We start from the raw sequence: 21,958 nt of genomic DNA on the forward strand, positions 1-21,958 counted from the left end.
GGGCGGGTAGCCGGTGCCGGGGGCACCAAACCCGACTCTCTCTCCTTGCGGCCGGGCGTTCCGGCTGGTCGTGGCAAACGGGTTCTTATGGGATGCCGTACGTGTTCATCGAGGTACCAGGGGTACCCGCGAGCCCATGGACACCACTTGGATGGACATCGCCGCAGGTCGGGGCGCGCTCGCCATCGGGTTGCTCGTCGCCGGTGTGGTCGTCGTGGCGCTGCTCATCGGCGCCTTCGTCCTGGGCAGCCGCGTCAGGCGCCGGGAATCGCGTCCGCCCCGCCCCGAGGAGCAGCCCAGGCTGCCCGCCGAGGGCCCGGTCCACGAGGTCCGGGAGCACCGGGAGCCCGCCGAGGTACCGAAGAGCGACCAGCGGATCACCCCGCACGACCTTCCCGCCCACGGCAACATTCCCTCCCGGACCAGCCCGTCGCAGGAGCGCCCGCGCTGGAGCGAGGGCGGCAGCGGCGGTTCGTGACGCCTCCGACCAGCGCCCATCCTGCCGGCGGGCGTGCGCCCCCCGTCGCCTGTCAGTACGGTGCTGTTCTGGCGTTCGAAGCTGGGAGGCGGCATGGCCGGCAACAAGGCGGAGAAGCTGCCGCGCAAGGCGTATGAGAAGGAACTGCTGCGCCTGCAGATGGAGTTGGCGAAACTGCAGGAGTGGGTGCGGGCCGAGGGTGCCCGGCTGGTCGTGATCTTCGAGGGGCGGGACGCGGCGGGCAAGGGCGGCACGATCAAGCGGGTCACGGAGCACCTCAATCCCCGGGTCGCGCGGATCGCGGCGCTGCCCAAGCCGACCGAGCGCGAGCGGACCCAGTGGTACTTCCAGCGGTACATCGGGCATCTGCCCGCCGCCGGTGAGATCGTCCTGTTCGACCGCAGCTGGTACAACCGCGCCGGTGTCGAGCGTGTCATGGGCTTTTGCAGCAAGGAGGAGTACCAGCTGTTCCTGCGCCAGTGCCCCCTCTTCGAGCGGATGCTGGTGGAGGACGGGATCCTCCTGCGCAAGTACTGGTTCTCGGTGAGCGACGAGGAGCAGCAGGAACGCTTCCGGCGCCGGCTGGAGGATCCCCTGCGGCGCTGGAAGCTGTCCCCGATGGACCTGGAGTCGGTCGCCCGCTGGGAGGAGTACTCCCGGGCCAAGGACGAGATGATGGTGCACACCGACATCACCGAGGCACCCTGGTACGTCGTGGAGAGCGACGACAAGCGCCGGGCCCGGCTGAACATGATCGCCCACCTGCTGGGCTCCCTGGCGTACCAGGACGTCCTCCCGCCCGCCCTGGACCTGCCCGAACGTCCGGAGTCGACCGGCTACCGGCGACCGCCGCGCGAGCTGCGGAACTACGTCCCGGACCACGCGGCGAGCCTGTGAGCCTCACTCCGCACCGGAACGGACGACGGCGACCGGGCACTGCGCGTGGTGGAGCAGTGCCTGACTGACCGAGCCGAGCAGCAGCCCGGCGAACCCGCCCCGGCCGCGCGCCCCCACCACCACGAGACCGGCGTCTGCGCTCGCCTCGATGAGGGTGTGACGGATCCGGCCGCGCACCAGCCTGCGGCGCACGGCGACATCGGGATACAACTCGCGCAGTCCGCCCAGCGCCTCGGCGAGCACGCGCTCCTCCTCGTCGCGCAGCCGGCCCTCGTCGTAGGTCACGAAGGGCGGGTCGGCGGGGCTTTCGTAGGCACGCTCCGAGCGGGTGCTCCAGGCGTGCAGCGCCACCAGGTCCGTGCCGTGCGCGGCCGCCACCGCGAAGGCGAACTCGACGGCTCCCCGGGCCGCGGGCGAGCCGTCGACGGCGAGGAGTACGGGCCCCTCCGGGTCCGGCCTGCCGCGTACCACCAGCACGGGGCAGGCGGCGTGGGCGGCCATGTGACCGGCGGTGGAACCGAGCAGCAGGGCGCCGAACCGGGTGTGGCCCCGGCTTCCCACCACGGCAAGGGACGCGGTGCGCGACTCGATCTCCAGCACCGTCACCGGTTCCCCCACGACGACGTCACGCGTGATCTCGACGTCCGGCGCCAGCTCGTGGGCGCGCTGCTCGGCCTTGGCGAGCGTGCCGTCGATCAACTCTCGCATCCCGGCGCCACTCGGCTCCCAGGGCCGCCCGCCGTGCGGGATGTGCGCGGCCGGCCAGCCGAAGGCGTGCACCAGCCGCAGCCCCACGCCGTGCAGCCCGGCCTCGCGCGCCGCGATCCCCACGGCCGCCATGCTCGACGGCGAGCCGTCCACCCCTACGACAACCGGGCCGTGCATCGCGCTCCCCTTTCCGCGCGGGGTCGACTGTCCGCGCAGGATCCGCGAGGGTTGTCCTCCCAGCCTCCCCCGGTCGGCCGCATCCCGCACCGGGCGGGGTGTCGCAAAGGCCGAATCCGACGACGGGCCAGGTCAGTCGTGAAGCACCAGCCGCCCCGTCGCCCCCGGCTGCAGCGACACACCGCGACCCGGCAGCCGGACGTCGATCGGTGAGGCGTCGGAGGACGGCACCTCGATCTCCAGCAGCCCGCGTTCCAGGCGCAGCCGTACGCCCCAGTGGCCCTGGTAGCGCAGGGGAAACCCGTAGGAGGACAGCTCCGGCAGCGGTACGGGGTCGAGCCACAGGGCGCCGCCGCGGGTCTCCAGGCCGGTCAGGCCGCGCTGGACGAGGTCGAGGGTGCCGGCCATGGCGCCGAGGTGGATGCCCTCGCCGGTGGTGCCGCCCTGGACGTCGGCGATGTCGCCCTGGAGGGCCTCCTGGACGAACTTCCACGCCTCGCTGCGCCGGCACCGGGCCAGGACCCAGCCGTGGACCAGGCCGCTGAGGGTGGAGCCGTGGCTGGTGCGGTGCATGTAGTAGTCGACGGTGCGCTGCCACATGTGCTCGTCCAGCCGGACGCCCAACCGGTGGAACAGGCTGCCCAGTTCGGACGGCGCGAAGAGGTAGCCGAGCATCAGGACGTCCGCCTGTTTGGAGGCCTTGTAGCGATTGACGGTATCGCCCTCCGCCTCCAGGATCCGGTCCAGCCGCCGGATGTCGCCGTACTGGCCGCGGTAGCCGTCCCAGTCGAGCTCGGCGAGGTCGCCGTAGCCCGCGAACTGACTGATGACGTCGTCGTGGAAGGGGACATGGAGGGTGTGCGAGACGTCGTCCCACCGTTCGAGCTCACCCCCGTCCAGGCCGGTGCGTTCGGCGAGTTCGCGCCGACGGGGCTCGGGCAGGCTCTCCAGCAGTTCGAGAGTGCGGGTGAGCACCCAGGCCGCTGTGACGTTGGTGTACGCGTTGTCGTCCAGGCCGGGTGTGTCGGCGTCCGGGTACGCCTCGTGGTACTCGTCGGGGCCGACGACGCCCTTGATGCGATGGCGGCCCAGCCTGTCGTCGTAGACGGCCTTGTCCGCCCAGAAGCGGGCGATCTGCAGCAGCATCTCGGCGCCCTTGGTGTGCAGGAACTCCATGTCGCCGCTCGCCTCGCAGTACTGCCACACGTTGTACGCGATCGCCGAGCCCACGTGATGCTGGAGCCGGGAGTGGTCGGGCAGCCAACGTCCCGAGCGCGGGTTGAGATGGAGCTGCTGGGTCTCCTCACGGCCGTCGCTGCCGCTCTGCCAGGGATACATCGCGCCCTTGTGGCCCGCCGCCCTGGCGCTGGTGCGGGCCTGTTCGAGGCGTCGGTGGCGGTGGCGGAGCAGGGCGCGGGAGACCTCCGGGAAGTGCATGTTGAGGTAGGGCAGCACGAACAGCTCGTCCCAGAAGACATGGCCGCGGTAGGCCTCGCCGTGCAGCCCGCGGGCGGGGACGCCCACGTCGAGGTCGGCGGTGTGCGGGGAGAGCGTCTGCAGGACATGGAAGAGGTGCAGCCGCAGGATGCGGCCCGACTCGCCGGGGACGTCGAGTGCGGCCCGGCGCCAGAGCTGGGCCCAGGCCGTGAGGTGCGACCCGACCAGCGCGTCGAATCCGGGGGCGCCGCCCACCCGGTCGACGGCGGCGTGCAGCGGGTCGCTGATCGCCGGGTCGCGGGAGGTGTGCAGGGCGACGGTCTTGTCGACGGTGACGGTGCGGCCGGGGGCCAGGTCGATGGTCAACCGCTGGATGGCGTACGGCCGTTCATGGCTGATCGTGACCGGAACGTCGGCGTCGGTGGTCAGCCGGGAGGCGATGCCGATCCGGATGTCGGAGGTGCGGGTGCGGCAGCGCAGCCAGACCGTGTCGGGGGCGGCGGTGCCGGTGTGGATGTGGGTCAGATGGCGGCCGTCGAGGTCCCGGTATCGGGCCACGCCGGAGTTGGTGACGCCCCCGTCCAGGGCTGCCTCCACTTCCAGCGGGCCGGAGAATCCCTCGGCCGTGAACTCGGTGCGCAGCCCCGCCAGATGAGGGTCGGCCATGTGCACCATCCGCTGCTGACGTACCGTCAACACGCCTTCGTCGCCTAGGCCGTACCGCGTCCGGCGCTCCAGCAGCCCCACGGACAGGTGCAGCATCAGCCGGTGGTCGAGCACGTCCGCGGTGTCGGGGACGATCCAGTCTCCGTCGGGCAGGCGGAAGCGCAGGGGCAGCCAGTTCGGGACGTTGACCATGTCCTCGTTCTCGACCTTGCGGCCCGCGACCTTCGACGTGAGCCGGTTGTAGATGCCGGCCACATACGTCCCCGGATAGTGGACGTCGTCGGCGGCGCACTCGGGCAGCGCGCCCCGGCTCGCGAAGTAGCCGTTGCCGAGCGTGCACAGCGATTCCCGGAGTCGTTCGTCGCCGGGCTTGTAGCCCTCGTACTCCCAGCTCCAGCCCGTTCCGTCGACCTGCGAGCCCAGATCCGTTCCGTCGGCCTGCGAGATCGGCTCTGCTTCCTCGGCCACCGAGCTCAGGTCAGCTCCCTCGGCCTCCAGGCTCCGGTCCATCACGTCGGCGCTCCTCCCGCGCAGAGTTCTCCGAGGTCCCGTACGACGATGTCGGCGCCGTGCCGCAGCAGCCGCGCCCCGGTGTCGGCGCCCGCTGCCCGGTCCACGCCGACCACCAGGGCGAATCCGCCGCGTCGGCCCGCCTCCACGCCCGCCAGGGCGTCCTCGACGACGGCGGCCCGACCGGCGGGTGCGCCGAGCCTGCGGACCGCCTCCAGGAACAGGTCGGGCTCCGGCTTGCCCGCGAGGCCCAGGCGGGCCGTCTCACCGCCGTCCACCAGGGCGTCGAACAGGTCGAGGATGCCGGCCCGCTCCAGCAGTTCACCGGCGTGCCGGGACGCGGAGGCGGCCGCGCGGGGCACGCCGGCCGCGCGCAGCGCCCGCACCAGCCGTACCGTCCCCGGATAGGCGTCGACGCCGTGCTCGCGCAGTCTCTCGGTGAAGAGGCGCTCCTTGTCCTCGGCGACGGCACGAACTGTCTCGTCCGACGCGTCGATGCCCCGTGCGGCGAGGAAGGCCGCGGCGCCGTCGAGGCGGGACTTGCCGTCCACGTGGCGCAGATAGTCGTCCCCGACGTCGAAGGGGCGGCGCTGATCGGGGTCCTCGGGCGGGTGGGCGTGCAGGTAGTCGTCGAAGGCCACTTTCCACGCGGCGGCATGCACCCGGGCCGAGTCGGTGATCACTCCGTCGGTGTCGAAGACGACGGCGCGCACGTCGCGCAGGGCGGGGTCGAGCGCCTCGCGCGCCGTGTCGGGGGTGAGGGGCCTGTGCATCGGTCACCCCCGCCGCGGCAGGTCGTCATCCGGGCTGTGGGCGGGCCGAGGCCGGGCACCTACGGCATCCGGGGGATGTCCGCGTGCACCGGCGTCACAGAACGCGATCACGGCGCCCTCACCTCCGTTCGACGTCGCTCCCGCACCCGGCGGGATCCGCTCATGGGTACCCGCCGGACCCGCGTTGTCACCTCCTGGCAACCGCTACCGCCGCCGCCTGCCGCCCAGGTGCGCCGACCGGCCCTGGCGCATCAGCCGCGCTCATGGTGTGCTGGAGGTGACGGGAAGGACCCAGACCGGCGCGGGGAAGCGGATGACGGCCGCGCACCGCGCAATCAGGATCCGCGAGAAGTGGATAGGGCCCTTCCCGCCCCAGTGTCCTGCTACGTCCCCGTGATGTCGCCCGGGCGCTCCCGTGCGTGCGTCAGTCGCCCCGGTAGAGCGCCGTGAGCAGTTCGATCGCCGCCTGAGCAGCGGGAGGCGGGTCGTCGCGCCACCAGGCCAGTCGCACGGCGATGGGTTCGGCGTCCCTCAGCGGCCGGTAGACGACACCGGGGCGCGGGTACTGGTGGGCGGTGGCCTCGGCGGTCATGCCGACGCAGCGGCCGGTGGAGATCACCGTGAGCCAGTCGTCGACGTCGTGCGTCTCCTCGGTCGCCGGACGCGAGTCGGGCGGCCACAGGTCGGTCGTCGTGGTACCGGTGCGGCGGTCGACGAGGAGGGTGCGGCCGCTGAGGTCGGCCAGCCTGACCGAGCGGCGCCGGGCCAGCGGATCGTCGGCGGCCACGGCGCACAGCCGCCGCTCCAGCCCGACGATGGCGGTCTCGAACCGCCGGTCGTCCACCGGCCGACGCACGACGGACAGATCGCAGGCGCCTTCCACCAGTCCCGCGGTGGGCGAGTTGACGCGGACGAGCTGCAGGCCGGTGCCGGGGTGGGCGGCGGCCCAGCGGCGCTGGAACGCCGGGGTGTGCCGGCCGAGCGCCGCCCAGGCGTAGCCCATCCGCAGCCGGGCGTGCCCGGAGGCGGCCTCCCGGACCAGGTCGTCCACCTCGCCGAGCACCCGCCGCGCGTGCGCCAGGACCCGCAGCCCGGTACCCGTCGGGGTCACCTCGCGGGAGGTCCGCCGCAACAGCCGTACGCCCAGGGCGCGTTCGAGCGAGGCCAGCGAGCGGGACACGGCCGCCTGGGAGACGCCGAGGGCGATCGCGGCATCGGTGAACGTGCCCTCGTCGACGATCGCGACGAGACAGCGCAGCTGCCGCAGCTCCAGATCCATGGCCCGATCCATGACTCAAGCGTATAGATGACGGCACGGACGCATTTTGCGCAAAGATCGAGCGTACGCACGATCGGCGTATGCGCACCCGTCCCGCCACCGCGCCCGCCACCGCACCCGCGTCCGCCACCGCGCCCCCACTCGTTCCCGCGTCCACGCCGACCCCGGCGCCCTCGTTCACGGTCCCGCTCGATGACCGCAAGCTGGCCGGTGGACGTCTCGCCGGTGTCGCCACGATGATCGGCAGTGGACTGTCCACCCAGACCGGCGCCGCGATCGGCTCCCTCGCGTTCCCCGTCCTGGGGCCGGTCGGTGTCGTCGCCGTGCGGCAGTACGTCGCCGCCGTCGTCCTGCTGGCCGTGAGCAGGCCGAGGCTGCGTTCGTTCACCTGGAGTCAGTGGTGGCCGGTCGCCGCGCTGGCCCTGGTGTTCGGCACCATGAACCTCTCGCTGTACTCGTCGATCGAGCGCGTCGGCCTGGGGTTGGCGGTCACGCTGGAGTTCCTCGGCCCGCTCACCATCGCTCTGGCCACGTCGCGCCGCCGCGTGGACGTGTGCTGCGCGGTGATCGCCGCGGCCGGTGTCATCACCCTCATGCGCCCGCAGCCCTCGACCGACTACGTCGGGCTGGCGCTGGGCGTGCTGGCCGCCGTCTGCTGGGCGTCGTACATCCTGCTCAACCGCACCGTCGGCCGGCGCATCCCCGGGGCCCAGGGCGCGGCGGCCGCGTCCGGCATCTCCGCCGTGATGTTCCTGCCGATCGGCATCGTCATCGCCGTCCAGCACCCGCCCACGGCCGGCGCCCTCGCCTGCGCCATCGCCGCGGGGCTGCTTTCCTCGGCCGTGCCGTACCTCGCGGACCTGTTCACCCTCCGCCACGTCCCGGCCCGGGCCTTCGGCCTGTTCATGAGCGTCAACCCGGTCCTGGCGGCCGTGGTCGGCCTGGTCGGCCTGGGGCAGGACCTGGGCGGGCTCGAGTGGGCGGGCATCGGTGCCATCGTCGCCGCCAACGCGCTGAGCATCATCACGTCACGGGGCTGAGGCGAGGGCGGCCTTGAGGTGATCGGGGTCGTGCAGCGCGGGGACGTGGGCGCGCGAGTGGCGCCGTATCTCTGGTGACCCCGCGCGGATCAGATGGCCTCGCGGATGGCCTTCTCGAAGCCCTCGACATGGCTGCGGGCGAGCTGCGCCGCCTTGTCGGGTTCCCCGGCGACGATCGCCTCGACCAGTGGTCCGTGTTCCTCGACATGGCCGGCCATGTCGGACAGCCGGTCGACGAACAGGCACCAGATGCGGGTCGCCAGGTTGTCGTGGCGGACGAGGGTGTCCTCCAGGTACGGATTGTGCGTGGCGGCGTAGATGGCGCGGTGGACCTGAAGGTCCAGGTGCATGAGCTCGGCGGCGTCGCGCTGTCGGGGCCCCTCGCTCTCCAGCTCCACCCGCAGGGCCGTCAGGACTGCCCGGTCCGCGGCCGTCGCACGGCGTGCGGCCTGGGCGGCGGCCAGGGGTTCCAGTTCCAGGCGCACCTCGGAGATGTGAGCCAGGTCGGTGATGTTGACGTCGGTGGCGAAGGTGCCGCGACGCGGGTAGGTCGTGATGAGCCGCTCGTACTGGAGCCGCTTGAGCGCCTCGCGCACCGGCGTCCGTCCGACGCCGAGGGACTGCGCCAGCTGGTCCTCGTTGATCGGCGCGCCCGGGCGGATCTCGAGCATGACGAGCCGGTCGCGGATGGCACGGTAGGCCCGCTCGGCGAGGGACACTTCCTCACCGCTGGGCGCGGTCGCCACGTTCTGCATGAGGCCCCCTTGACCTGTCCGGCGAGCTCTCATACCGTACCGCAGAGGTTGATATATCAGTTGCTCATTAGTTGGCTCCCAGGATGGTGCACAGATGGCAGCGAACCCGTCGATCACCACGTCCGCCTCTCCCCTCTCCCTCCCGCTGAGCGAGCTCGACCCGGATGTCGCCGCCGCCGTCGGCGCGGAGCTCCACCGGCAGCAGTCCACCCTGGAGATGATCGCCTCGGAGAACTTCGCCCCGGCCGCCGTCATGGAGGCCCAGGGGTCGGTGCTGACCAACAAGTACGCCGAGGGCTACCCGGGCCGTCGCTACTACGGCGGCTGCGAACACGTGGACGTCGTCGAGCAGTTGGCCATCGCCCGGGTGAAGGAACTCTTCGGCGCCGAGGCCGCGAACGTGCAGCCGCACTCGGGCGCCCAGGCCAACGCGGCCGCGATGTTCGCGCTGCTGGACCCCGGCGACACGATCCTCGGCCTCGACCTGGCGCACGGCGGTCACCTGACCCACGGCATGCGCATCAACTACTCCGGCAAGCTGTACAACGTCGTGCCGTACCACGTGCGCGAGTCCGACCTGCGTGTCGACATGGACGAGGTCGAGCAGCTCGCCCTGGCCCACCGGCCGAAGATGATCGTCGCCGGCTGGTCGGCCTACCCCCGGCGGCTGGACTTCGCCGCGTTCCGGCGGATCGCCGACGAGGTGGGCGCGTACCTGATGGTGGACATGGCGCACTTCGCCGGCCTGGTGGCCGCGGGCCTGCACCCGAGCCCGGTGCCGTACGCCGACGTCGTGACGACCACCACGCACAAGACCCTCGGCGGCCCGCGCGGCGGGGTGATCCTCAGTCGGGCCGACCTGGCCAAGAAGATCAACTCGGCGGTCTTCCCGGGCCAGCAGGGCGGCCCGCTGGAGCATGTCATCGCGGCGAAGGCGGTGGCCTTCAAGGTGGCGGCGGGCGAGGAGTTCAAGGAGCGCCAGCGGCGCACTCTGGACGGCGCCCGCATCCTCGCCGGACGGCTGCTGGCCGATGACGTGGCCGAGGCCGGGATCACCGTGCTGACCGGCGGCACCGAGGTCCATCTGGTCCTCGTCGACCTGCGCAACTCCGCGCTCGACGGGAAGCAGGCCGAGGACCGGCTGCACCGCATCGGCATCACCGTCAACCGCAACGCGGTGCCGTTCGACCCGCGCCCGCCGATGATCTCGTCGGGGCTGCGGATCGGGACCCCGGCCCTGGCCACGCGCGGCTTCGGCGAGACGGAGTTCCGCGAGGTCGCCGACATCATCGCCCAGGCCCTGATGGCGGAGCAGCTCGGCGACGAGCGCGCGGGCCTGCTGCGGGAGCGGGTCGCGAAGCTCGCCGGTGCGTTCCCCCTCTATCCCCACCTGACCGGGAACCCCCACCTGATCGGAGACGCGGCATGACCGCCCAGCCGCTGCCGGAGCACCCGGACTTCCTCTGGCGCAACCCCGAGCCGCGTTCCTCCTACGACGTCGTCATCGTCGGCGCCGGAGGGCACGGCCTGGCGACCGCGTACTACCTCGCCAAGAACCACGGCATCACCGACGTCGCCGTCCTGGAGAAGGGCTGGCTGGCCGGCGGCAACATGGCGCGCAACACCACGATCATCCGCTCGAACTACCTGTGGGACGAGAGCGCGGCGATCTACGAGTACGCGCTCAAGCTGTGGGAGGGCCTCCCGCAGGAGCTGGACTACGACTTCCTGTTCAGCCAGCGAGGCGTCCTCAACCTCGCACACACCCTGCAGGACGTCCGTGAGGGCGTGCGCCGCGTCAACGCCAACCGCCTCAACGGAGTCGACGCCCAGTGGCTCGAACCGGACGAGGTCGCCAAGGTCTGCCCCATCCTCAACGTCTCGCCCCGCACCCGCTATCCGGTCCTGGGCGGCACTTTCCAGCCCCGGGCCGGCATCGCCAAGCACGACCACGTCGCCTGGGCGCTGGCCCGCCGGGCCGACGAGATGGGCGTGGACCTGATCCAGGGCTGCGAGGTCACCGGCTTCCTCAAGGATGGCGACCGGGTCGTGGGCGTCGAGACCAACCGGGGCCGTGTCCTCGCCGGCCGGGTCGGCCTCGCGTCCGCCGGACACAGCAGCGTGCTGGCCGAGCGGGCGGGCGTACGGCTGCCGGTGCAGTCCCACCCGCTGCAGGCACTGGTCTCCGAGCTGCACGAGCCGGTGCACCCCACGGTTGTCATGTCGAATCACGTGCACGTCTACGTCTCCCAGGCGCACAAGGGCGAGCTGGTGATGGGCGCGGGTGTCGACTCGTACAACGGCTACGGCCAGCGCGGTTCCTTCCACGTCATCGAGCAGCAGATGGCCGCCGCCGTCGAGCTGTTCCCCGTCTTCGCCCGGGCGCACGTGCTGCGGACCTGGGGCGGCATCGTGGACGTCACTCCGGACGCCTCCCCGATCATCGGGACCACGCCCGTCGAGAACCTCTACGTCAACTGCGGCTGGGGCACCGGCGGTTTCAAGGCCACCCCGGCGGCGGGCTGGACCTTCGCGCACACCATCGCCACGGGCGAACCGCATCCGCTGAACGCCCCCTTCGCCCTCGAACGTTTCGCGACGGGCGCGTTGATCGACGAGCACGGCGCGGCAGCCGTGGCCCACTGAAAGCCTGTTGAGAGAAGGACACCGTGCTGCTGATCAGCTGCCCGTGGTGCGGCCCCCGCGACGAGACCGAGTACCACTACGGCGGACAGGCCCATGTCCCCTACCCCGAGACCCCCTCCGACCTCACCGACGAGCAGTGGGCCGAGTACGTCTTCTACCGCGACAACCCCAAGGGCCCCTTCGCCGAGCGGTGGATGCACAGCACCGGGTGCCGGCGCTGGTTCAACGTCCTGCGCGACACCGTCACTTACGAGGTGCTGAGCTCCTACCGGCTCGACGAGCCCCGCCCCGAACTGCCCCAGGCCGGAGGGAACAACCGATGACCGACCAGCGATTCCGGCGACGGCAGGGCGGCCGTATCGACCGTGCCCGCGTGCTGCGGTTCACCGTCGACGGACGGGAGATGACCGGTCACCCCGGAGACACCGTCGCCTCCGCGATGCTGGCGAACGGTGTCGTCGGGGTCGCCCCGTCGCTCTACCGCGGCCGCCCGCGCGGCATCGTTGCCGCGGGCGTGGAGGAACCCAACGCCCTGGTGCAGATCGACGGTTCGTGCTCGGAGGGCATGCTCCCGGCCACGACCGTGGAGTTGTACGACGGGCTGTCCGCCACCACCCTCTCCGGGATGGGCCGGCTCGACCCGGCCCCCGACCCCGCCGTGTACGACAAGAAGTACGTCCACACCGACGTCCTGGTCGTCGGCGCCGGACCGGCCGGACTCGCGGCCGCCGCCGCTGCCGCCGGCTCCGGCGCCCGGGTGATCCTCGTCGACGACCAGCCCGAGCCCGGCGGTTCGCTGCTCTCCGGCACGCGGACCGGCCTCGAATGGGTCGCCGAGGTGCGCGCGGCACTCGACGCCGCCCCCGAGGTCGTGGTCCTCCAACGCACCACGGCCTTCGGCTCGTACGACGACAACTACGTACTGGCCCTCCAGCGGCGCACCGACCACCTCGGAGCCGACGCCCCCGACCCGTCCGAGGGCATCTCGCGCCAACGGCTGTGGCACATCCGTGCCCGCCAGGTCGTCCTGGCGACCGGGGCCCACGAACGTCCGCTGGTGTTCGCCGGTAACGACCTGCCCGGGGTGATGCTCGCCGGCGCCGTGCGCTCGTATCTCAACCGGTATGCGGTCGTGCCGGGTTCGAGGGCTGTCGTCAGCACGACCAGCGACAGCGCGTACGACACCGTCGCCGATCTCCACGCCGCAGGGATCGACATCGCCGCCGTCGTGGACGCGCGCCCCGAACTGTCCCACCGGGCCGCCGAGGTCGCCGGGGCGACCGGGGTGCGGGTGCTGTCGGGCAGTGCGGTGGTCTCCGCGGCGGGCGCCGGACGGCTGACCGGCGTCACCGTGCAGGCCCTGGACGAGGACGGCCGACTCGTGGGTGCCGCAGAGTCGTTCGACTGCGACCTGCTCGCCGTCTCGGGCGGGTGGAGCCCGGTGGTGCACCTGCACAGCCAGCGTCAGGGTCGGCTGCGCTGGGACGAGGAGCAGGTCGCGTTCGTCCCCGACGGAACCGTGCGGGACCAGCAGGTCGTGGGGGCGGCGCGTGGGACGTACGACCTCGACGGTTGTCTGGCCGAAGGGGCGCGGGCGGGGGCACAGGCCGCGACGGACGCCGGTTTCCCGGTCGTCGTACCGTCGCTCGGCGATGCGCGATCCGCGCCCGGTCCGGTGCGCGCACTGTGGCTGGTCCCCGCCCCCGACGGCGAACCCGCCACCTGGGACACCCACTTCGTCGACCTCCAACGCGACGTCAGCGTCGCCGACGTCTGGCGGTCCACCGGTGCCGGCATGCGCGGTGTGGAGCACGTCAAGCGCTACACGTCGCTCGGCACGGCGAACGACCAGGGCAAGACCTCCGGCGTCAACGCGATCGGCGTGATCGCCGAGGCCCTCGGCGGTTCGCTGGGCGAGATCGGCACCACGGCCTACCGCGCGCCGTACACGCCGATCGCATTCGCCGCCCTGGCCGGGCGTGAGCGGGGCGAGCTGTTCGACCCGGAGCGCACGACGTCCATCCACACGTGGCACGTCGCTCAAGGGGCGGTGTTCGAGGACGTCGGGCAGTGGAAACGGCCCCGGTACTACCCCGGCCCCGGCGAGGACATGGACACGGCTGTGGCCCGCGAGTGCCGGGCGGCCCGTGAGGGGGTGGCGTTCATGGACGCCTCCACCCTCGGCAAGATCGAGATCTGGGGCGCGGACGCGGGCGAGTTCCTCAACCGCATGTACACGAACGCCTTCAAGAAGCTGAAGCCCGGCACGGCACGCTACGGCGTCATGTGCAAGCCCGACGGCATGATCTTCGACGACGGCGTGACCCTGCGCCTCGACGACAACCGCTACTTCATGACCACCACGACCGGCGGTGCCGCCGGGGTCCTGGACTGGCTGGAGGAGTGGCTGCAGACGGAGTGGCCCGAACTCGACGTCCACTGCACCTCGGTGACCGAGCAGTGGGCGACCATCGCCGTCGTGGGCCCGCAGTCGCGCGAGGTCGTCGCTCACCTCGCCCCCGACGTCGACCTGTCGAACGAAGCGTTCCCCTTCATGGCCTTCCGCGAGACCACCCTCGCCTCCGGCATACCGGCCCGCATCTGCCGGATCTCCTTCTCCGGTGAACTCGCCTACGAGATCAACGTCTCCGCCTGGTACGGCCTGGCGGTCTGGGAGGAGGTGTACGCGATCGGCCGGCCGTACGACATCGCCCCGTACGGCACCGAGACCATGCACGTCCTGCGCGCCGAGAAGGGCTACATCATCGTCGGCCAGGACACCGACGGCACCGTCACCCCGCAGGACGCGGGCATGTCCTGGGTGGTCTCGAAGCAGAAGGACTTCATCGGAAAGCGGTCCTACGCCCGCGCCGACACCCGCCGCACCGACCGCAAGCAACTGGTCGGCCTGCTGCCGACCGACCGCACCACCCGGCTGCCCGAGGGCGCCCAACTCGTGGCGCCGGACGTCTCCTTGGAGACGGTGCCCGTGCCGATGCTCGGCCACGTCACCTCCAGCTACCACAGCCCGGCCCTCGGCCGCCCGTTCGCCCTCGCCCTGGTCGCCGACGGGCGGGCGAGGATCGGCGAGACCCTGCTCGCCCCCGTGGGTGAGGGCCTGGTGCCCGTCGAGGTGACCGACTTCGTCCTCTACGACCCCGAAGGGACCAAGCGAGATGGCTGAGCCCACGACCGACACGGGCTCCGGCCCGGTGGCACCGCGCACCAGCCCCCTGGCGCATCTGGAGGAACGGATGCGCGCCGCGACCGTCAGCGGCGCCCGGGGCGTCGCGCTGGCCGAGCGGCCGTTCCTCACGATGGTGAACCTGCGCGTCGATCCCGCCTCCGAGGCGGCCGACCGCATGGCCAAGACCCTGGGGGCACCACTCCCCCAGCACTGCGGCCACACCACCGCGTCCGATGCCCACACGATCGTCTGGCTCGGCCCCGACGAGTGGCTCGTACTGTCCGAAGCCCCCTCCGTGGCCACCGAGTTGAAGGAGGCACTCGGTGCGGACCCCGGCTCGGTCGTCAACGTCTCGGCGAACCGCACCACCCTGGAGCTGAGCGGCCCGACCGCCCGGCAGGTGCTGGAGAAAGGCTGCCCGCTGGACCTGCACCCTCGGGCCTTCGGTCCCGGCCGGGCGGTGTCGACCACGGTGGGGCCGGTAGCCGTACTGCTGTGGCAGGTCGACGACGAGCCGACGTACCGGCTCTTCCCACGGTCCTCGTTCGCCGACTACCTGGCCCGCTGGCTCATCGACGCGATGCGCGAGTACCGGGGGCCGGAGATTCCCTGACTCGTTGTCTCCCACGATGGGTGGAACCCTTCGAACCGGCTTCGGCGTGTAGCACAAGGCGGCCCCTGGAAGGTCCGGGAAGCGGCGGGCGGCACCGGCCCCGTCGCCTCCGCGCGAGGAACTGTCCGGGAGGGACGGCGCGTTGTCGGGGGGAACGGGCGGGGGGCCATGACGGCCGGTCGGGCACGTGCGACATCATGTGTCCGCGCCGGTCGGTGATCGCCGGGCCGCGACGCGGGAGGCCACCCTCGGGGTGGCGGGCTCGCCGTCGAGCGCTGTATACGGGGATGCGGAACTGCTGCGCGAGGGCGACATCGGCGATCGCCCCGGCCGCCGCACGAGGAGAGGGAGAGCCGTCCGGATGCACAACAAGGAGGCCGTGCAGGTGCCACCGGACCAGGGGCGGAGGGTCGCGGGCCGCTACCTGCTGCTGTCGCGCCTCGGCGAGGGCGGCATGGGAACGGTGTGGCGGGCGCGCGACGAGACGCTCCACCGCGACGTCGCCGTCAAGGAGGTGCGTGCCCCGGCCGGGCTGTCCGCCGTGCACATCGAGAGGATGTACACCCGGCTCGAGCGCGAGGCCTGGGCCGCCGCCCGCATCCCCAACCGCAACGTGGTGACCGTCTATGACGTGGCCACCGACGACGGCCGCCCCTGGATCGTCATGGAACTCGTGCGGGGGCGCTCCCTCGGAGACCTGCTGCGCGCCGAGGGACCGCTGGCCCCGAAGCGGGCGGCGCAGATCGCCGCCGAGGTCCTGTCAGCTCTGCGCGCCGCGCACGGCGAGGGGGTACTGCACCGCGATGTGAAGCCCGCGAACGTGTTGCTGGGCGACGACGGCAGCGTCGTACTCACCGACTTCGGCATAGCCATGGTCGAGGGCGACTCCTCGCTGACCATGACCGGCGAGGTCGTGGGCTCCCCCGAGTACCTTCCGCCCGAGCGGGCCCTCGGCCGCACTCCCGGTCCCGAGTCCGACCTGTGGTCGCTCGGCGTTCTGCTCTACGCGGCCGTGGAGGGCCTCTCCCCGTTCCGTCAGGACACCCCGCTCAGCACTCTGCGCGCGATCGTCGACGAGGACCCCCCGACGCCGCGCCGGTGCGGCCCGCTGACCCCGATCATCGAGGGGCTTCTGCGCAAGGAGCCCACCGAGCGGATGCCCGCCGAGCAGGCCGAGCGGGAGCTGCGGGCGATCGCGGTGGGTGGTACGGCCGCGACGCCCCCGACGGCCGCCGAGGAAGCGCCCACGAGCGCCGCCCTCGAAGCCCCCGCGGCCGGCGCCTCGCAGGTCCCGACGGCCGACGGAACCCTCACCGTCGGTGACGCGCCCACGGTGGGTGACATCCCCACGGTTGGTGACGCACCGACCGCCGGTGACGGTACGTCAGCGGCGGCGGCGACGCGCGATGTGACCGAGGCATCACCGGCCCAGCCCACACAGTCCCCTCGGCCGCCGCAGCCCGCTCAACCCGCCGTCACCGCACCGCCCGGCGTCTTCGGCCCGCCCATCCCCTTCGAGCCGCAGCCTGCCGGCGTCCCGCGCCGCCGCCGACGCACCGCGGCCCTGATCGCCGCCGCGGCGGCCTGCGCCCTCCTCGCCGCGGGGCTGAGCTACGTGCTGGTCAATCGGGGCGCGGACGAGGGCGGGAACGACAAGGACACCGCCACATCGCAGCAGGTCCGTGCGACGGTGACGGGCGTGAACACGACCTATGCCGGGGAGTGTTCGCCGCCGGCCGACCAGGCGCCCACCTTCACGGCGACGTTCGCCGTGGACGAGGTACCGGCCAGGATCACCTACCGGTGGGTGTCCAAGGACGGTTCGGTGGTCGATCGCGAGTGGCGCTCCCTCAACTTCACGAGCGACGGGGACCGTACGGGCCAGGACGTCGTTCGCCTGACGGCGTACTCCAGGGCCGGAACCTTCACCAGCGAGATCGGCGTGGAGGTCAAGGGCCCCCTGGGGACGACCTCGAACACGGTGCCCTTCTCGGTGACGTGCGAGTAGACCAGTGTTCCAAGATCGGTTGAACCGCGGCGGGGCATACTTACGTGTATGTCCCGGGGGGGTTCCCTCACACAGAGTGCGAGGAGTACGCAGGTGCCGTCGATCATCGTGGGACAAACCGGTCCCTTCACTGGTCAGAGTGTGGTTCTGGACGGTGCACCGCTGACCCTCGGCCGTAAGGGCGACAATGGCATCGTGCTGGTGAGCGCCAATGCCTCGCGCCTGCACGCCGAGATCGTCTCGGAGGACGCCGGGTTCGTCCTGTACGACCGTGACAGCCGCAACGGCACCTACGTCAACGACGAACGCGTCACGCGACACGTGCTGCGGCCCAACGACTGCATACGAATAGGCGACGAAACCTTCCTCTACGAAGCGCAGGAAGCGATGGAGACGGTCATGGACCTCTCCCTCCTCAACTCCCCGCGCATCGACCCGAGCGCCGACTCGGGAACCCTGCGCGTCACGGTCACCGGCGGTGGGCCGGTCGGTCTCGCCTTCGCCCTGGCGCTGGAGGAGCAACTCCGGGGACGTACGCAGATCACCGTGTACGACGCCCGTTGGCGCAAGGAGGGCTCCACCGTCGTCTGGAAGGACGAGCGGCACGGCAACGTACGGCGCCAGCAGGTCGTGACGGTGCAGAGCCGGCAGTACCTGGCGCTGTCCGAGGAGGTCCGCTCGGCGCTGTTCGACAACGCGGCCGGCTACTCGGAGATGTGGCCCGTCGGACCGGACTCGGTGGACGGCCGTCCGCCGCGCAACATCCGTATCGCCTACGTCGAGGACCAGTTGCTGGAGCTGGCAAACAGGCGCGAGGGCATCAGGCTGGTCCCCAAGCGCTTCGACGTGGCGGAGCAGCAGAGCCGGATCGCCCAGGACCACGTGCTCGTCATCGCCGAGGGCGGGCGTTCCCGTACCCGCGAACACTATGCCGACCGCTTCGGAGCGGCCGACGCCTCGATCTACTCCCTCGACGGTGAGCACCTGCGGGACATCGTGCTGGGACTGCGGGTGAAGTCGACGCTGCCGGACCCGATGAGCGTCCTGCTCACCGTGTCCCAGAACCGTTTCCTGCTCAACTCGCTGCGCGGCGAGGGCTTCCTGAACATGCGGCTCACCCGCGAGGAGGCCGAGGACGTGATCGGCATCGACCCGGTCCGCAAGGTCTTCGAGGAGTGCATCGCCGCCCGGCCCTGCGTGATGACCCGCGGCGAGCACAACGAGTTCACCTGCCCCACGCACGGAACCCTGTTCCTGCCGGCCCTGCTTCAAGGTTCGCCGCTGTGGAAGCGGATCCTGGAGGGGCTGAAGATGTTCGGGGTGCCCGAGGAGGACCTGTCGGCGGTCACCTCCTTCCGGCTGGACATGGTGCAGCGCCCGCGCTTCACGGCCCAGCTCAGCCGGCCCACCGCGAAGAGCCCGGGAACCTTCGGTTTCCTGCTGGGCGACGCGGCGAACGCCATCCACTTCTGGCCCGGCCGCGGCCTCAACAGCGGCCTGGCGTCGGCCACTTCACTCGCCCGCTCCCTCAGCCGGGTCTGGCAGGGCCGACCGCTTCGCGACGCCGACTTCATCCGGCACGAGGCGGCGATGTCGATGCTTCAGTACCGGCACAAGTCCCGGGCCTGGAACGCGATGGTGGCCACCGACGACGAGGGCATCACCCGCGCCATCAAGGACATCGTCGCCCGCAGCATGCGGCCGGACGACGGCTCCGCCGCGAAGCGCTCCGACCTCGACCTGCTGCTCGACCGCATGATCGCCATCCGCGAGCGCCTGTCGTCCCGCCTGCCGGGCATGCCGACCGACGAGGTGCTGCGCGCCCACCTCGCCGAGCTCGCCCCGGAGACACTGCGCACGCTTCAGGAGAGCGGGGCGTGGGACACCCTGATCGTCAGCGGTGAGGAGGCCGACATCGACATCTTCTACCAGTCGGAAGTCCCCGTCTTCGTGCCCCGCCCTCCCGACCCGCGCACCGACCTCGCGCCGCAGGTGCCGCAGGAGGCCAGGTTCCTCAACCCGCACGACGCGGGCCCGGCAGTCGCACCGTCGTGAGCCGCTGCCCGTGACGGGTGCCGCCTCCGGATCCGGCGGCCGTGAGCGGCCGCCGTTCCTCCCCTTCCCGCTGGTCAGCGCGCTGTCTGCCGTGCGCGACCGACTGACGGAGGACCTGCCGGCGCACCAGGTCACGACGGCGGGTCGAGGGCACCCTCCTGGCCACGGGCGCGCCCCGAGTACCTGTGCACGTGACCTTCGCTGCCACAAGGGCGATACTGCCGACATCAGGGCTTCGGCGACGACACGCCGTTTCGCCGGAACCTCCCGAAACCGCCCACGACCGCCACGGACCGCCAAGATCGAAGCCTTGCCCCACCTTCCCTGACCTGGACAAGCGCAGGTCAGGAGGTTGGCGCCAGTCTCACCAGGAGGTACCCATGAAGATGCTGATCAACGTCGCGGAGACCGTGGTCGCGGACGCGCTGCGCGGAATGGCTGCCGCTCATCCCGAGCTGGTCGTCGATGTGGACAACCGGGTGATCGTTCGGCGAGACGCCCCCGTGGAGGGGAAGGTCGCCCTCATTTCCGGCGGCGGGTCGGGGCACGAGCCGCTGCACGGTGGATTCGTCGGTCCGGGGATGCTGTCGGCGGCCTGTCCGGGCGAGGTGTTCACGTCGCCGGTGCCGGACCAGATGGCGCGGGCCGCGGCCGCCGTGGACGGCGGGGCGGGTGTGCTGTTCATCGTGAAGAACTACACGGGCGACGTCCTCAACTTCGACATGGCCGCCGAGCTGGCCGAGGACGAGGGCATCCAGGTCGCGAAGGTGCTCGTCAACGACGACGTGGCGGTCACCGACAGCCTCTACACGGCCGGGCGGCGCGGCACGGGCGCGACCCTGTTCGTGGAGAAGATCGCCGGTGCCGCCGCCGACGAGGGGCAGCCGCTGGAGCGGGTCGAGGCGATCGGGCGGCAGGTCAACGAGAACTCCCGCAGCTTCGGCGTCGCCCTCAGCGCCTGCACCACCCCCGCCAAGGGCAGCCCCACCTTCGATCTGCCGCCCGGCGAGCTGGAGTTGGGCATCGGCATCCACGGCGAGCCCGGCCGGGAACGGCGCGCGATGATGACCTCGGGCGAGATCGCCGACTTCTCGGTGGGCGCGATCCTGGACGACATGACCCCGCGCAATCCCGTGCTCGTCCTGGTCAACGGCATGGGCGCGACGCCGCTGTTGGAGCTGTACGGCTTCAACGCCGAGGTCCAGCGGGTGCTCGCCCAGCGCGGAGTGACCGTCGCCCACACTCTCGTCGGCAACTACGTCACCTCCCTCGACATGGCCGGCGCCTCGGTCACCCTGTGCCAGGTCGACGAGGAGCTGCTGCGGCTGTGGAACGCGCCGGTGAAGACGCCGGGGCTGCGGTGGGGTATGTGATCCGGAGCCGGGCGACCGCAACGCACCTGCCATGCAAGGAGATCCAGTGCTCGACGCCGATTTCTTCCGCCGTTGGATGACGGCGACCACCGCCTCCGTCGACCGTGAGGCGGAACGGCTCACCTCCCTCGACTCACCGATCGGGGACGCCGACCACGGCAGCAACCTGCAACGCGGGTTCACCGCCGTCGCGACGGCGCTGGAGAAGGAGGACCCGCAGACGCCCGGTGCGATCCTGATGCTCGCCGGGCGGCAGCTGATCTCGACGGTCGGCGGGGCGTCCGGCCCGCTGTACGGGACCTTGCTGCGCCGGACCGGCAAGGCCCTCGGGGATACCGGCGAGGTGAGCGAGGACCAGTTCGGCCAGGCGCTGCGGGCCGGGGTGGACGCGGTCATGACGCTCGGGGGTGCGGCGCCGGGCGACAAGACCATGATCGACGCGCTGGTGCCGGCCGTGGACGCCCTCGGTGACGGTTTCGCCGCGGCGCGGGCCGCGGCCGAGGAGGGTGCCCTGGCGACGACGCCGTTGCAGGCCCGCAAGGGGCGGGCGAGCTATCTCGGCGAGCGCAGCATCGGCCACCAGGATCCCGGCGCCACGTCATCGGCGCTGCTGATCGCGGCACTGGCGGAGGCCAACGGTGAGTGAGGCGAAGAAGGACGAGGGACTGGTAGGCGTGGTGCTGGTCTCGCACAGCGCGCAGGTGGCCGCGTCGGTCGCCGAGCTGGCCCAGGGGCTCGCGGGCGGCTCGACGACCGTGCCGGTGGCCCCGGCGGGCGGCACCGAGGGCGGCGAGCTCGGCACCAGCTCCGAACTGATCGCCGCCGCTGCCGCCTCCGTCGACCGCGGCGCCGGGGTCGCGGTCCTCACCGACCTGGGCAGCGCGGTCCTCACCGTCAAGGCCCTCCTCGCGGAGGGCGACGAACTCCCCGACAACACACGCCTGGTGGACGCCCCGTTCGTCGAGGGCGCGGTGGCCGCGGTCGTCACCGCAGCGGCGGGCGCCGACCTGGCGGCGGTGGAGGCGGCGGCTGCGGAGGCGTACACGTACCGGAAGGTGTAGGACGCCCTACGGCAGCCGTGACGGCCAGGGCCCCTCGGCGGTGTTCCGGCGACCGGGATGCGTGCCGCGGGGCCCTGCCCGCCGGTGCCGCTCTGCGAGCGGTGGCCGGGCCCCTGGACCTTGGCGTCTGGACCCACGGGGTCTCGGCCCCATGACGGCGGCCCGCACCCCAGCGCGCCCCTCTCCCGCCCGCCACCGCTCCTCGGCCGCACCCCACGAAACCTCAACCACACTGCACGCGCCCGGCGGCCGCCCGGGCGGAGGCCACGCTCCCCTGGGCCGTTGACGGCCGACC

At 71.8% G+C, this 21,958-nt stretch carries 18 protein-coding genes; 13 read left to right on the forward strand and 5 right to left on the reverse strand.

All coding sequences use genetic code 11. The features are described from left to right. The first annotated feature begins 136 nt into the window (after positions 1 to 136). A complete protein-coding gene (locus tag AB5J55_RS03085) occupies positions 137 to 478 on the forward strand; it encodes a DUF6479 family protein (RefSeq protein WP_369269146.1) in 342 nt (113 codons plus the stop codon). A gap of 93 nt (positions 479 to 571) precedes the next feature. Next, the gene (ppk2, locus tag AB5J55_RS03090) at positions 572 to 1,375 is read left to right on the forward strand and encodes a polyphosphate kinase 2 (protein ID WP_369269147.1); all 804 of its coding nucleotides are present in this window, start codon (positions 572 to 574) and stop codon (positions 1,373 to 1,375) included. Positions 1,376 to 1,378: 3 nt separating this feature from the next. Here ppk2 and AB5J55_RS03095 read toward each other — a convergent pair whose 3' ends face one another. The 4 genes from AB5J55_RS03095 to AB5J55_RS03110 form a co-directional block, all read right to left on the reverse strand. Then, entirely contained in the window at positions 1,379 to 2,260 is an 882-nt protein-coding gene (locus AB5J55_RS03095) for a universal stress protein (protein ID WP_369269148.1), read from the reverse strand. A gap of 132 nt (positions 2,261 to 2,392) precedes the next feature. Continuing rightward, positions 2,393 to 4,873: a glycoside hydrolase family 65 protein gene (locus AB5J55_RS03100; protein ID WP_369276074.1), complete on the reverse strand. Its 2,481-nt coding sequence runs from the start codon at positions 4,871 to 4,873 to the stop codon at positions 2,393 to 2,395. Continuing rightward, complete coding sequence (locus AB5J55_RS03105; RefSeq protein ID WP_369269149.1) at positions 4,873 to 5,646, reverse strand: HAD family hydrolase; 774 nt, start codon at positions 5,644 to 5,646, stop codon at positions 4,873 to 4,875. Before AB5J55_RS03105 ends, AB5J55_RS03100 begins: the two co-directional genes overlap by 1 nt. A gap of 424 nt (positions 5,647 to 6,070) precedes the next feature. Further along, positions 6,071 to 6,925, reverse strand: a complete 855-nt coding sequence (locus AB5J55_RS03110) for a LysR family transcriptional regulator (RefSeq protein WP_369276075.1) — start codon at positions 6,923 to 6,925, stop codon at positions 6,071 to 6,073. A gap of 80 nt (positions 6,926 to 7,005) precedes the next feature. Between AB5J55_RS03110 and AB5J55_RS03115 the strand changes: the two genes are divergently transcribed. Then, positions 7,006 to 7,965: a DMT family transporter gene (locus AB5J55_RS03115; protein ID WP_369269150.1), complete on the forward strand. Its 960-nt coding sequence runs from the start codon at positions 7,006 to 7,008 to the stop codon at positions 7,963 to 7,965. 89 nt (positions 7,966 to 8,054) lie between these two features. Here the strand turns inward: AB5J55_RS03115 and AB5J55_RS03120 are convergent, their stop codons facing one another. Continuing rightward, positions 8,055 to 8,720, reverse strand: a complete 666-nt coding sequence (locus tag AB5J55_RS03120) for a GntR family transcriptional regulator (protein WP_369269151.1) — start codon at positions 8,718 to 8,720, stop codon at positions 8,055 to 8,057. A gap of 94 nt (positions 8,721 to 8,814) precedes the next feature. On the opposite strand from AB5J55_RS03120, the gene glyA reads away from it, so the two are divergent. The 10 genes from glyA (at position 8,815) to AB5J55_RS03170 (ending at position 21,663) form a co-directional block, all read left to right on the forward strand. After that, positions 8,815 to 10,149, forward strand: a complete 1,335-nt coding sequence (gene glyA / locus AB5J55_RS03125) for a serine hydroxymethyltransferase (RefSeq protein ID WP_369269152.1) — start codon at positions 8,815 to 8,817, stop codon at positions 10,147 to 10,149. Beyond that, positions 10,146 to 11,366 (forward strand): sarcosine oxidase subunit beta family protein, encoded by a 1,221-nt coding sequence (locus tag AB5J55_RS03130; protein WP_369269153.1) that lies wholly within the window; start codon positions 10,146 to 10,148, stop codon positions 11,364 to 11,366. The genes glyA and AB5J55_RS03130 overlap by 4 nt, the downstream gene beginning before the upstream one ends. A gap of 23 nt (positions 11,367 to 11,389) precedes the next feature. Continuing rightward, complete coding sequence (locus AB5J55_RS03135; RefSeq protein WP_369269154.1) at positions 11,390 to 11,689, forward strand: sarcosine oxidase subunit delta; 300 nt, start codon at positions 11,390 to 11,392, stop codon at positions 11,687 to 11,689. Next, the gene (locus AB5J55_RS03140; RefSeq protein WP_369269155.1) at positions 11,686 to 14,550 is read left to right on the forward strand and encodes a sarcosine oxidase subunit alpha family protein; all 2,865 of its coding nucleotides are present in this window, start codon (positions 11,686 to 11,688) and stop codon (positions 14,548 to 14,550) included. Before AB5J55_RS03135 ends, AB5J55_RS03140 begins: the two co-directional genes overlap by 4 nt. Continuing rightward, positions 14,543 to 15,166 (forward strand): sarcosine oxidase subunit gamma, encoded by a 624-nt coding sequence (locus tag AB5J55_RS03145; RefSeq protein WP_369269156.1) that lies wholly within the window; start codon positions 14,543 to 14,545, stop codon positions 15,164 to 15,166. Before AB5J55_RS03140 ends, AB5J55_RS03145 begins: the two co-directional genes overlap by 8 nt. Before the next feature lie 361 nt (positions 15,167 to 15,527). Further along, complete coding sequence (locus AB5J55_RS03150; RefSeq protein ID WP_369276076.1) at positions 15,528 to 17,174, forward strand: serine/threonine-protein kinase; 1,647 nt, start codon at positions 15,528 to 15,530, stop codon at positions 17,172 to 17,174. Between the two features lie 93 nt (positions 17,175 to 17,267). Further along, positions 17,268 to 19,229 (forward strand): FHA domain-containing protein, encoded by a 1,962-nt coding sequence (locus AB5J55_RS03155; protein ID WP_369269157.1) that lies wholly within the window; start codon positions 17,268 to 17,270, stop codon positions 19,227 to 19,229. 380 nt (positions 19,230 to 19,609) lie between these two features. After that, positions 19,610 to 20,602 (forward strand): dihydroxyacetone kinase subunit DhaK, encoded by a 993-nt coding sequence (gene dhaK / locus AB5J55_RS03160; RefSeq protein ID WP_369269158.1) that lies wholly within the window; start codon positions 19,610 to 19,612, stop codon positions 20,600 to 20,602. 46 nt (positions 20,603 to 20,648) lie between these two features. Then, entirely contained in the window at positions 20,649 to 21,248 is a 600-nt protein-coding gene (gene dhaL, locus AB5J55_RS03165) for a dihydroxyacetone kinase subunit DhaL (protein ID WP_369269159.1), read from the forward strand. Continuing rightward, positions 21,241 to 21,663 carry a PTS-dependent dihydroxyacetone kinase phosphotransferase subunit DhaM gene (locus AB5J55_RS03170; RefSeq protein WP_369269160.1) on the forward strand — a complete coding sequence of 141 codons (423 nt, stop codon included), beginning with the start codon at positions 21,241 to 21,243 and terminating at the stop codon, positions 21,661 to 21,663. The genes dhaL and AB5J55_RS03170 overlap by 8 nt, the downstream gene beginning before the upstream one ends. Positions 21,664 to 21,958 lie beyond the last annotated feature (295 nt).

The organism is Streptomyces sp. R11 (assembly GCF_041051905.1).
Classification (GTDB): domain Bacteria; phylum Actinomycetota; class Actinomycetes; order Streptomycetales; family Streptomycetaceae; genus Streptomyces.